The organism is Anaerococcus sp. AGMB09787, assembly GCF_022808955.1.
GTDB lineage: Bacteria > Bacillota > Clostridia > Tissierellales > Peptoniphilaceae > Anaerococcus.
On the sequence record NZ_JAKZEY010000028.1, the window covers coordinates 1 to 13,132 of the forward strand.

The following is a 13,132-nucleotide window of genomic DNA, read 5'->3' on the forward strand; positions in this document are numbered from 1 at the left end:
GAAAATAGGCACAAAAGTTATACATTCGTGCCTATAAATATCTTCATGATTATGAGAGTATATAATTATTATCTTATTAAATATATTATAAATTTATATAATACAAAGCCTAGAGATATAAGTCCAAAAAGACTTATGAAATAAATTATCATATTTACTTTTTTTATCTCAGGATCAGTTTTTTCTTCTTTTAGTTCTTTAATTTCGATGTCATTACTATTATTATTATTTTCGTCTTTCACTATTCTATTGCAATTTACTAGAAGTCTATAAGGTCTTGGTGGATAAAATGGTTCACAAGTTAAAAGAGTTAAAATGTCCTTATCATCTTCTGGTAGTAATTTCTCCCACTGACTTGGGTCTATTACCTCAAAATTATCAACTTCGTATTCTAGAACTTTAGAATCTCTTTCTATGTAGACCTTATCGCCTTTTTGTAATTTGTGAAGATATAAAAACATAGTATCTCCCCACCAATCGCGATGACCTGCTATAACAGACTTTTTCCCCTTACCACCTACAGGAAGAGAAGTTCCATCAACTTGCGCTACTCCCTTATCCATATGCTCCCAAGTTGCATCCAAATAAATTGGCTTATAAAAATCCATTTTAGGAATTCTTAGATAAGCAAAAGGTACATTTTTATCGAGATTTGAAGGATATGAACCCTGATACTCTTCTGCTACAAAAGGATCTACTATTGATGAATTATTTCCTTTTTTATACGCATCTACACTTACAGAATCATTATAAGCATTTATAGAATTTTCAAGCTCTATCCTTTTAGTATTACTTATCTTCTTTTGTTCTTCTAAAAATACTTTATAAAATTTCTTACCAGTAAAATTTCTGTAAGACATCATTAAAAAAGCACTTAGGGGTATAGCAATCCCTAATAAAACCAAAATATAACCTATAGTTTTTTTAATGCTCTTTTGCCTTTTCTTCAAGATATTCAACCTGCTTTCTTAATTTTTTAGAAGTTTTATAAATTCTGAAACGACTATATAAAAGAATCAAAATAATTGGTAAAGTTAATAATAAAAGTTCCAACCAATCTGGATAAAAACCAGGAGGATTGGCTTTACCATCATCTATTGCAGAAGTATAGGGAATTCTTTCTCCTCTAACAATAAGCCTATGACTATTTATCATATAAGGAGTACAAGTTAAGAGAGTTGCATAATCTCCTTTACCACTTATTAAAAGATCATCAAAATTAGTAGGTTCTATTACCTTTATTTGATCTACTTTATATGCCAATGTTTCTTTTATATTATGAATATAAAAAATATCACCATAAGTTAATTTATCAAGATTTCTAAATAACTTTTTATCGACAAGTCCCCTATGAGCTGTAAGAACTGTATGAGTTGCTTGTCCACCTACAGGAAGAGAAGTACCCTCCAAGTGCCCTACGCCTTTTTCCAATACATCATCGCTAGTTCCTGCATAAATTGGAATATCTTCAGAAATTTTAGGAATTTCAACATGTCCTATAAGTTCTTCTATTTCAAGCATCCTTGCATATTCATTTAGCCCCTCTTTTTTCTCTTCTTCTGTAAAAGGATCTTTAATTAAAGAAGAATCCAAAGTTGAATTATATGCTTTAGCAAGTTTTATTCTTCTATTAACTTCTTCCTTATCAATTTTTTGACTTTCCTTAGTAAAATTTACAATCTCATCTTTACTATCAAATCTATAATATGCTTGTGATATAAAAGGATAAATTGTAATAATAAAACCTAAAAGAAAGATAAGAAGAAAAAGCCAAGAATCTTTAATAAAGTTCTTAATCTTCTTCATCATTTCCTCCTAGGCCATTTTCTTCAAGCTTTTTAATCTTATCTTCTGTCCTTCTATTTATTTTATATTGTCTAATTAAACTTATTATAAGAATAATAATAAGTATTAAAGCAAGGTAGAATAATAATTTATAAATATAATTTGCCTTATTATCTGCAATTAATTCTTCATCAACAGCCGGAACATATGGAACTCTATGACCTCTAACAAGAAGACGGTGAGAATTAATCATTATAGGCGTACAAGTCAAAAGAGTTGCATAATCATGACCTGGAGATATCAATAGATCATCGAAATCACTAGGTTCAACAACTTTTATTTGATCTACCTGATAAGCCAAAATCTCCTTTATATTGTGAATATAAAATTTATCTCCTATTTTAAGCTTATTTAAATCAGTGAAAAGTCTCTTTTGAGGAAGTCCTGTATGGGCTGTAAGCACTGTGTGTGTAGAGTTTCCACCGATAGGTAAGCTAGTCCCTTCCAAATGCCCTACTCCCATTTCCAAGACTTCATCACTTGTTCCAGCATAAATAGGCAAATCTTGATTTATCTTAGGAATTTCTATATGACCAATCTTTTCACGAACTTCTAGCATTCTAGCATAAGCTTCTCTTCCTTTGTCATATTCTTCTCTCAAATAAGGATCATCGGTAATTTGATTATTTAATGAATCATTATATGCTCTTGCAAGACCTATTCTTTCATTTATTTCATCTTCAGAAAGACTCTTTATCTCCTTATCATATGCTTCTATTTCCTTATTAGAATCAACCCTATAATATAAATCACTTAAAAAAGGGTAAAGGAGGACTAAAAGTCCTAAAAGAAAAAACATTCTAAAAATCCACTGTTTTTTATTAACTTTTTTTCTTTTCTTCTCTTTAATTGCCATATAGTTTTTCCTTCAATAGCTTTTAATAAATCTACTAATACTCAAATATAGTATATATCATCTCTTATACTTTACTCTTTCTAAGACTTTCTTAAATATTTTAAAAAAACTAAATTAAATAATGATCAAGTATTTTTCTTATCCTTTTCTAAAATAAATTTAAGACCAAATACTATTAGGACGAATCCCATTATAATCATTAATATTATAGCTATGTCCCCTGTTTTAGGAATTGTAATTTTTTTAGAGCTATCTTTTCTATTAGGATTATCTCCTGGTGGATTTGTTGGTTTGTTTTCAATAATTCTTGTTTGAACAACATCATCCTGATCTTGTTTTGATATTTCAAATTCAATTTTATTTCCTTGTAAAAGATATCCCTTAGGAGCTTTCACTTCTCTTAAATAATATTTTCCATAATCAAGATTTCTTACTTCAAATTCTCCCTTAGAATCTGACTTTAAGCTTTTTATAAATTTATCATCATCTTGTCGATATAGATTAAATTCAGCTCCTTCAAGAGTTTTAGTATTATCTGTAGAATCTACCTTTACAAATTTCTTGTATCCCCTAGTTACCTTTCTGTTATATACTTTAACTTTAGAAGAAATACCAACTTTTTGACTTTTTCCATCTCCTATAATTTCATAATCTTGTGGAGCTTTTATCTCTTTAAAAAAATATAGATCATCATTTACAGGTAGATTCTTAATCTTAATTATACCTTGAGAATTTGTAACTAGTTCCTCTTCTTTTCCATTTTCGTCATAAGAATAATCTTTAGTCTTTACAGGTTCTTCTATCTCATTTCCATTATCGTCTTTTTTAATCCTATAAAGTTTAAAATAGGCACCAGAAAGTTTATTTTCTTCATTATCCTCATCAAGTTTTTCTAATATAATCTCTGTTTCTTTAGGATAATCATTTCCAACTTTCTTAGGATAAATTTTTTCTGCTTGTGGAAGAATAAGTATAAAAGAATAATTCAAAGGATTATATATATCTTCTCCTTCATTCTTATAAAAAGACCTTACATAATAAGAACCTTTAGCTAATTTATCACTATTAAATACAATATAGGTATTTTGATCCTCGTTGTCAAAAGTAATAGATGAAATTTCATAATTATCTGTATAATTTTCATAAAGATAATCTACATCTTTGTTATCAATATCCTTTAGAAATTCAAGTTTCGAATTGTCATCAGAAAATTCTTTGTCTACCTTCCATAAAACTAATTTAAAGTCCTTTTCTTTAATATCTTCTCCACTTATATCAAGGTAAATTTCTGTATTGTTAGTATCAGAAGATGCAAAAGATTTAGTAGAAAATATCCCAAGTACCATAAATATAACAAGGAAAAAATATGGTAATTTTATTAAATTCTCTTTCATTTTCATAATTTTCTCCTGGTAATTTTTAAAAAGAAGAGAGATTACCCCTCTTCTTTTTATTTCTTATAAATCTTTAATTAAGCTTCAAGGTTTTCTTTATTTCTTCTCATAGCTACGAATGCAAGGCTCATCATAGCAAGACCTGCTACTGTAAATACTAAAGTACCAATACCACCTGTTTGTGGGATAGAAACTTTCTTATTCCTTACTTGTTGTCCGTAACCATTGTTTGTATCTGCATCGTTGTATTGTAATTCTGTATCAGTTCCTGCATAAGAACCTGCTGCTACTGTAAATTGTACAGTTCCACTCAACTTAGCATATCCCTTTGGAGCTTGTTTTTCTTCTAATGTGTAATCTCCATAAGCTAAACCTGTTACTTCAAATCTACCTTGAGAGTCAGATACTACAACAAGCGCATTATCTGGTTTATCTGATAGAGTATAAGCAGATGCGTTAGAAATAACAGCTTCATTGTAAGCTTTTTGTTTTTCATCAACTAATGCTTTAGCTGTTGTTCCTGCTTCACCACTTTGTTCTTCAGCTGATAAATTGTTATAAGCTGCTACTGCTTGGTCTAATGCTGTTTTAGCTTCTGTTACAGCTTGGCTATTTGTAGAATTAGCAACTAGATAATTGTTTCCTTGTTTTACGTAGAATTCTGCTCCTGCTAATCTTTCTAGATTTTCAGATCCTTTTTCTTCGTTATTTGTCTTTACAAATTTCTTACCACCGTTTACTACCTTTGGTTCTGTTGGGTTAAGTGGTTGAGGGTTATTAGTCTTGTGGTTTACTACTGTGATAGTTCCGTCTTCACCTTGTACGTATTCAGAATCTGTTCCTGGTGTTGTAGAAATTTCAACTGCCTTGTATTCTTTTTCTGGATCTAGGTATTGCCATTTATATGATCCACCATCTACTGCATCATAACCGATTTCTACTTCTCCCTTAAATTCATAATCTTCAGGAGCATTTACTAAATCTTCTCTTGTTACATCTTTACCTGTGTTAGCATCTACAAGTTTAAAGGTTGCCTTTTCACCTTCTGCCCATATACCATCATCCCAAGTTTTAACAACTTCTAATTCACCGTTTTCATTTGGATTTGTTGGGATAGGAGTTGTACCAAATCCAGGATTGTTACCATAGTGGAACATAATGTCGTTAGCTTCTGGAACATCAACTACTGCAGATGAATTTACTGTAGCAGAATATGTTAATGTAACTTCTACTGCACTTTCTTTATTGTTGATTTTTGCAAGACCTGATTCAGTAAGTGTTAATACAAAACCATTATTTGCTTGTGTTAATTGGTAATCTTCAGGAGCTAATTGTTCTTCACCTACAGAAATTTTAAGTGAGTCAGCCTTATATGTTAAACCTTCTGTCATCTTATCATCCCATTTAGCTGTTTTTAATTTAGAGTTAGCTGGGATTTGTGTTTTTACTTCATAAGGAACTTCTTTACCTAATTCTGCAGTTACTGTAGCTTTTTCTTTTTGATAATTTTCATAAACTGCTCCAACATCTGAATTGTTATTTGTATCAGCTACATCCTTTAGGTCATTGCCTTGAGCAAAGTTCTTGTCGATTAGTGGTTTATCTTCGCTATTTTTTGGATAAACGTGAGCTGCAGTTACTACACCATCATTATTTACTAATGGTAGAGTGATTTCAATAGGAACTGCCTTTGAGCCTGTCAATACTGCTCCTTCTGCTCCAACATAAGTAGATTTTTCTGGAACTTCTACGATTTTGTATGCTCCCTTTAAATTAGCTGTGTTAAGAGCTATACCACCTTCTGTAGTTAAGCCACCGATAGCCTCATCAACATTATTTGTTTCTGTTCCATCTGCCTTTATATATTTTGATCCGTCTGCATTTTTAACGGCAAAATATACTCCAGCAATTTCCTTAGCACTTTCATCTCCAAAGAATTCTGTAATGTTTTGAATTTGATTTCCATCATATTCTTTATTTGGATCATGAGCTTCTAGCTTATCTTGTGCTAAAAGAATCTTATGAACAGTTACAGTTTCTGTAACTTCGTTTGTTGCTTCTTCTCCTGCTGCAAATGCTGGTACTATATTTGTTAATACCATTACAAGAGATACAAAGAATGATAATATTCTTTTTCCTAGTGTCATTTTTTCCTCTCCTTTTTTATAAATAATTTATAATAATTTATTAATTATTACCGAATTTACATCCACTAATGTGGGTTTAAACTTTTAGGGGGGTTATCTCCCCCTATTTTTCTTTCTTACGTAGGCTAGGATTGCTAAAATCATAAGACCTACACCACATCCTACAAGGATAAGACTTCCTGGTCCTCCTGTTATAGGAAGATTTACCTCAATTTTATTATTTTCAATTTGTCTATCATCATTTAATATATCAATTATTTTTCCATCTTCATCAACCTTAAAGGAAGATACCTTATCATCTGGCAAGAGATAGCCTACTTTAGCTTTTGTCTCCCAAACTTCATATTCTCCTTCTGGAAGTTTTGTAAATGAGAATTTACCTTCATCATCTGAACTTACTTCAGTGCCATATTTCTCAAATTCTCCAGAGTCATTCTTTTTTCTAAGCTCGAACTTTACTCCAGTTAGCTTTATAGGTTCACTGTCAGGATTATTCTCATCTATACCAACTTTGGTAAATTCTATTCTATTAGCTTTATTTACAAGATCAACATTAACTATCAATTCATCTTCAGGTTTTAATTCTCCAGAACCTTGACCGAAGTTATAATATAATTCATTGAAGTTGTCCCAATAAACTTTAGTTCCATATCTTCCACCATAGAATTCTACTGTAGTATTCATTCCTTGACCATCGTCCTCAAAGTGTCCATTAACTTTGACAATAGCTACTTTTCCACTCTTAAATACTGTTCCCATATCTAAGTGGATGCCTTTGCCTTCTTGATTATTAACCCATTCGTATGAATAAGTATCATCAGAAACTTCCCAATAGTTTGGTGTCTTATCTATAGGATTTGTTAATAGATTTTCACCAATACCAAAGGATGATGGTAAAGAGTTAGGATCTACTAAGTATACTTCTATGTTTTCAAGGTCATCTTCTGTAAAGTAGGCTGATGAGCCATTATAGTCAGGTGAGTAACTATACACATCAAGTTTAGTATTGTTGGTAATTGTATTTCCCTGTGGATTTACATAAACATATTGTGTATAAGTTTTATTATCAAGATCAATATCTGTTATAAAAGATCCTACACTCATATCGTCACGATATGCCCATATATCTCCATAATCTACTAAAAACTCTTCACTCCTTACTTCATTACTCTCATCTCCGACTTTTTCTTTTATGAAGAGCCTACTATTGTTAGCAATATTGTACCTATTAATAAATAGGGAAAGATAATGGTCAACTTCTTTTACATCATAATAATTAACATAATCAGTAAATGTATATTTTATCCTATTATTTTCCTCATCGTAGACACCCTTGGCTAGTAGTCCATTAGGTCCTAAAATATCATAATTTTGACCAGTGCCTTTTACTATTCCTGTAGGTTCATAGTAATTTGTAAAGTCAAGGTAGAAATAATCACCTGATTTTATACTTTCAGGGAAAGTATATTTGTTATAAACATATAGGGAATCTACGTTATTTGGATAAACTTTAGACGGTTTGCTTCCCCTGCTACTTCCCCAATCTATAAGTTCAAGTTTTATTTGATCTGATAAATCTCTTGGACTATCATTATCTGATATAGTAAAGTCCTCTTTGACTACAACTTCTACGTCATCATGAAGAATATAACCCTCTTTGGTCTTTGTTTCTCTCAAAATATAAGTACCTTGGTCGAGATTCTCAAATACTATCTCACCTTGAGCATTGGTTGTTTTTGTAGCTATTTCTTCTTTTGTATCTTTTTTTATAAGTTTGAATTCTACACCTTCTAAAGGAGTTTGATCTTCATCAGTTTTTACAAGTCTAATCTTTCCTTTTTTAGCTTGTTTTTGTTTTTCATTTGTTATATCAATAGAAGTTTTATTAGTATTGTTATCATTTATAGTATAAAAACCACTTTCATCAGCAGATATACTTACCTTTCCATCTTTAACACTAATATTCCATTCATATTTGTCATCCAGCTTGTAGCCTTCTGGTGCTTTAGTTTCTTTTAGCTTATATTCACCATTTCCAAGGTCTGAGAAAGTAATCTTACCATCGTTAGCACTTGTAGCTTTTGCGACTTCATTTCCACTAGAATCTGTTAAGCTAAACTCTGCGCCCTTTAAAGGATTACCTTCTGGATCTTTTTTGTTTATAGTAAATGATGCTAATTGATCTTTACTATTATTTACTGTTAGAGATGGTTTTAATAATTCACCTTTTCCAAAATAAGCATTGAATGTTGTAGTTTGATCATCTATAGGGCTATTTAAATTAAGATTTGGACCTGAGGTTGCCTTGAATTGATAAGTTATTGACGATTCTTTTGTAACATCTTGAATATCTGCTTTTACAGTAACCAAGAATCCCCAGTCATTTTCAAATCTATCATCTGGAAAATCAATTACCCTATCTCCACTTAGTTCAACAGCTCTATCAGTTATATGGATTGGATGGTTATTATCATCTTTACCATTAGAGTTAAATACTATTTTTTTATCTAACAATGTGCTTCCATCAGATAATTTTAAGTCTTCTCCTATTGTTTGTCCAGTCATGGCAGCATAGACACTTGGTCTGTTAATTGGGTCTACATCATATATACTTATGTCTTTTATATCCAAGTTATCAACGTCTAAGACTACACCACTTCTTTTATTTGTTCCACTACCTGATAAGCCTTCATCTGATACTGGTTTTAGGTATAAATGGAAGAGTACTTCATTATTATTAATAGGATCTTTGCTTTCTGCATAAGACATAGCATTATGAAAAGACTTTTTACTTTCATTACTACCATAGATAACATCTGTAGTTTTGGTCTTCACACCAGACTGTAAGCTATTGCTTACAAGCCCTTCATTTTCCCATTTAGTAAATTCACCATTAACTGTTATTTTGCTTGTCTTTTCTTCTTTTCTATAGCCAGCAGGTGGGGTTATTTCTTTTAGTATATACTCACCGTTATCCAAGCCTTTAAATACAATCTTGCCTTCATCGTCAGTTGTAGCTTGTCGAATTAGATTATTGTCCTTATCATAAAGACCAAAGACTGCTCCTGGCAAGACGCTTCCATCTGCCGCATCCTTTTTAACTATTTCAAAGTTTTTCTTGGCTGTATTAGTAAATGTATATTCCTTTGACCATTTTATATTTGATGAATCAATAGTATAGGTGAATATATTTTGATATTCTACATATTGTATGTTTCCAGAATCATCATAAACATAACCACCATCTTGATATGTCAATGCAGGTCCTTTTTCTTGTGGAGAATATAGCTTAAAGTCTACTCTTTTATATTCATTTTCCGGTACAGAGCTATAATTATTTACAATGTCAAGTACTTTATCTCTATAGTATCTATCATATTCAGCATGTGACATAGTAAATCTAAGTGCAAGACCATTTTCTATGCCAGTTGTTGGATCTTTAGAGTATATATAATCCTCTGCATCACTCCTACCATTTGTTAGGTAAAACATGGCGAATTGAATTAAAACATAGATTTGATGATTTTTATCATGATTAGCAGTAATATTTTGTGAGTAAGTTGTATCATGGGTTTGGAAATCCTCAACAACAAATCTGTCATAGTTTTTGTAAATATACGCTACTACTTGTTTCATAGCTTTTGTGAAATTACCTTTAGAAACCATCGGACTATCTGCTAAGTCATAGGCCTCTTCTAAGTCAACTTCTTTGTACCTTACATCGCTTCCCCATGCACCAGGTGAATCTAATCTTGGATTCAAACATATAGCTTCTATTTCTTTACCATTTTCATCTCTAATCAAAACATAATCATTGCCATCTTTTGCCTTATAAGAACCTATAACATTTTCTGATTCTAATTCATCCCTTTCAAACATAGTATCTTCTTTTTCTACAACAGGAGTAGTGCCTTTTACTTCACTAATAAAGTTGCCGTGTTCCCAAAGGCTACCATCTGCATTTACTTCTTTTATTGTATATTCAGAGGAGTTATCTACTCCTTCTCCTTCTGTTATATCAAATACTATATCTTTACCAGGTTCATATTTTTTTCTTTGACCTGTTGGCTGATCATTTTTATAAAGTTCAAAGTAAAGGTCTGGATACTCGCCCTCTTTAAGTGGATTATTATCTTCACCTAAAAAGTTCTTTTTAACGGTTATTTTTCCAGTAGTAGTTAGTTCTCTATCAAAGTAACCTGGATTTGAATTTATCATATTACCAAATTCAATTGGAGCAGAACTATCAATCCAAGTTTTATCAGCAGATGATTGAGGAGATATCTTTTCTTGAGGCAAATTCAATTGTGAAGCCGAAAGATCTTCTATCCTCTTTGCCCCATTTTTATCTACAATATATTTCGTAACTATATCTGATGGGTTGGTATTATCTTTACCAGAACTATATTGCCAAAGGTAATATTCGCCATCGGCTAGGTTAGATATAGTATATGGACTTTTATCTATCTTATATTCTATATCTTGATTAGTACTTAAATTTCTAAGTCTAAAAGTACTTCCAACACCAGCAATAAATTGAATTTTTTTATCTAATTTATCACTTGGGAGAACTTGTTCTAGGTTTAGGTCATCTACATTTAAGGTGTCTATTTGTATATCATTACCTATGGTATATTTATAAACTGTTTTAGGAGGTATTAGATTAGGATCCTTTTGTTCATACACATAGATATAATATTCTCCATCTTCTAAATCATTTATTGTTAAAGGACTACTTGTAGCTTCATAGCTTTTAATCAATCCTGTTTTAACATTTTTAACTCTTATTGTGGCAGGTGGAGTGAAAAATGATTTTAAAGTAATTTCCTTATATTTTGAATTAGTAGTTGTATCTCTCGTTCCACCAGATTCTTGACCATCTGTTTGACCTGAGGAGCTGTTGTTGTCCGTTCCTTGCCAAGTTTCATTAGTGGTTTTAGTTAAACTCATCTTTTGAGTTGTTCCACCTATTGTTACATAGTAGACATCATGAGATGGATTTTTGCCAGATTCTGATGAAGATTCTTGGTAAAAGATATAAGAGCCTGTTTGAACTTGTGGAAAAGTTACAGTTTTATTTACACTGTCTTGTCTATACTTTATCTCTCCAGTGTTCCTATCCTTTAAAACAAAAGTACCATCCACCCCTACTGTTGTATAAACTCCTTTTGCCACATAAATTACAAAATTATTTGCCTTATCAGTAGCACTTATTTCAGTAGGTTTTATTTCTATTTCTTTTTCATCTTTTTGAGTATAGGTATTAGATTCCAGCTTAACCTTTAAAGCTTCATCGGTTTTTGCCTTTATAAATATTACATATTTGTATCCTGCTTCTAAGTCTTTAGAAAAATAGATTGGATTTTGGATTTTATAGTCGCTCGCCTTTTCTAAATCCTCTTCTTTTATATTTCTATATTTTGGATCTGTAAGGCTTAGGTCTTCTTCTTTATCATAATTACTTTTTACTATCCTATCTATCTCTATATCTTTGTTTTTAAAGTCCACTTTGATATCTTTTAGGTCTGTAAGATTTTTAACATCTAGGCTAAGTGTATAGATGGAGTTCTTATCATCTAGTTTAAAAGCCTCATAGAGCATATCTATATTATTTTTATCATCTAGACTTTGTAAGCTTTCTTTGTTGGAGCTTATTGTTATAGGAAGATATAAATCTTGATAGCCATCTTTTTTAATCTTAACAAAACTAGTCAAGTTTTCTTTTGTCTTAGCTTTTTGATTAGACCTTTCATTTATTGCTTGTTCTAAATCACTAGTATCTACATCTAAATCGTCTAGATTATATATAGATAAGTTTCCATCGGCATCCTTGCCTAGAACTTGTAAATTATCGAAGTCAATTTCTTCTCCTTCTATGTATGAGAGTCTATCAACATTCAAAAGCATCATAGATTCTTTTTCAAGTTTTAAGGCATTAAATAAATCTTTCGGTGCAAGATTCAAGTCCTCTCTTTGAACATCTATATCTATATTTACAGGGTCAAAATCTTCTAAGTCTATTGTGAGTTTATCATTAGGTTTTTCTAATTTATTTTCACTTATATACTTACTTAACTCTTCTTTAAATTCATCAGATTCATCTTTTATATAAGCATCATTGAATAAATCATCATAATAATAATTTGATAAGTCTTTTCCTTGAAGATTTGTAAGATTTTTGATATCTTCATCTGTATAAATGTATAATTCACCGTCATAGGTCTTAGCCTCTATTTCAAGGCCAGTAAGGTCGATTTTATCTCCAAGCCTATAATCTGTTTTTGGGTAAGATAATATTTTATATTGCCCGTTTTCTAGATCATCCCCCGTATCTATTACAGTTTCACTTTCCTTCTCTGAAGAATTCTCATATTCCAAGTCATCTTCATCTATGCTTTGACTCATTATAGATTCAGTTTTATAACTATCATCATTCTGTGCAAGAACTGGTGAAATATCTTGAAGTAAAATAATTGAAGCCAAAAGAAAAGCAGACAGTTTTCTAACTTTCTTTTTCACTTGCTCTTTACATCCTCCTTTCATAATTTTTTTACATCTCATTTGTCTTATAGCATTTCATTTTATGATACATCCTATCGGAAGATATTAATATAAAATGCATTGTTTTAAGTTTGACATCAAGACATATACAAGCAACTTTTATATATATATATATATAGCTAAATCTCTATTCAAGAATATTATCTATCTTTTTTATAATTTTGTCAAGAGTTTTTTTGCCTTTTTTATCATTTATTTATTTTGTATGATAAGTACAAAATTAAGCTTAAATCTAATATTTGATTTATATTAAATATTCATCCCTAGTTTTACACAGAATTATCAAAATAAAATATCGTAACTCCAGTTATATCAAAAGGTATAACTTA

6 protein-coding genes are annotated in these 13,132 nt (G+C 30.8%); all 6 read right to left on the reverse strand.

The features are described from left to right. Nucleotides 1-68 precede the first annotated feature (68 nt). Nucleotides 69-959: a class C sortase gene (locus tag MUN42_RS06670; protein WP_347708765.1), complete on the reverse strand. Its 891-nt coding sequence runs from the start codon at nt 957-959 to the stop codon at nt 69-71. After that, nucleotides 925-1,809, reverse strand: coding sequence for a class C sortase (locus tag MUN42_RS06675; protein ID WP_243343824.1), 885 nt, complete (start codon nt 1,807-1,809; stop codon nt 925-927). The genes MUN42_RS06670 and MUN42_RS06675 overlap by 35 nt, the downstream gene beginning before the upstream one ends. Beyond that, the gene (locus tag MUN42_RS06680) at nt 1,793-2,701 is read right to left on the reverse strand and encodes a class C sortase (RefSeq protein ID WP_243343826.1); all 909 of its coding nucleotides are present in this window, start codon (nt 2,699-2,701) and stop codon (nt 1,793-1,795) included. The genes MUN42_RS06675 and MUN42_RS06680 overlap by 17 nt, the downstream gene beginning before the upstream one ends. Nucleotides 2,702-2,826: 125 nt before the next feature. Then, nucleotides 2,827-4,101, reverse strand: a complete 1,275-nt coding sequence (locus tag MUN42_RS06685; RefSeq protein ID WP_243343827.1) for a SpaA isopeptide-forming pilin-related protein — start codon at nt 4,099-4,101, stop codon at nt 2,827-2,829. 71 nt (nt 4,102-4,172) lie between these two features. Then, on the reverse strand, nt 4,173-6,242 hold the full coding sequence (locus tag MUN42_RS06690) for a pilin N-terminal domain-containing protein (protein ID WP_243343828.1): 2,070 nt from the start codon (nt 6,240-6,242) through the stop codon (nt 4,173-4,175). Between the two features lie 93 nt (nt 6,243-6,335). Beyond that, the gene (locus MUN42_RS09850; RefSeq protein WP_243343829.1) at nt 6,336-12,761 is read right to left on the reverse strand and encodes a SpaA isopeptide-forming pilin-related protein; all 6,426 of its coding nucleotides are present in this window, start codon (nt 12,759-12,761) and stop codon (nt 6,336-6,338) included. Nucleotides 12,762-13,132: the final 371 nt, after the last annotated feature.

What these genes read in the sequence shown, in the direction of transcription:
- MUN42_RS06675 (WP_243343824.1), bottom strand. Translation starts at nt 1,809, where the DNA reads ATGATGAAGAAGATTAAGAACTTTATTAAAGATTCTTGGCTTTTTCTT.
- MUN42_RS06680 (WP_243343826.1), bottom strand. Translation starts at nt 2,701, where the DNA reads ATGGCAATTAAAGAGAAGAAAAGAAAAAAAGTTAATAAAAAACAGTGG.
- MUN42_RS06685 (WP_243343827.1), bottom strand. Translation starts at nt 4,101, where the DNA reads ATGAAAATGAAAGAGAATTTAATAAAATTACCATATTTTTTCCTTGTT.
- MUN42_RS06690 (WP_243343828.1), bottom strand. Translation starts at nt 6,242, where the DNA reads ATGACACTAGGAAAAAGAATATTATCATTCTTTGTATCTCTTGTAATG.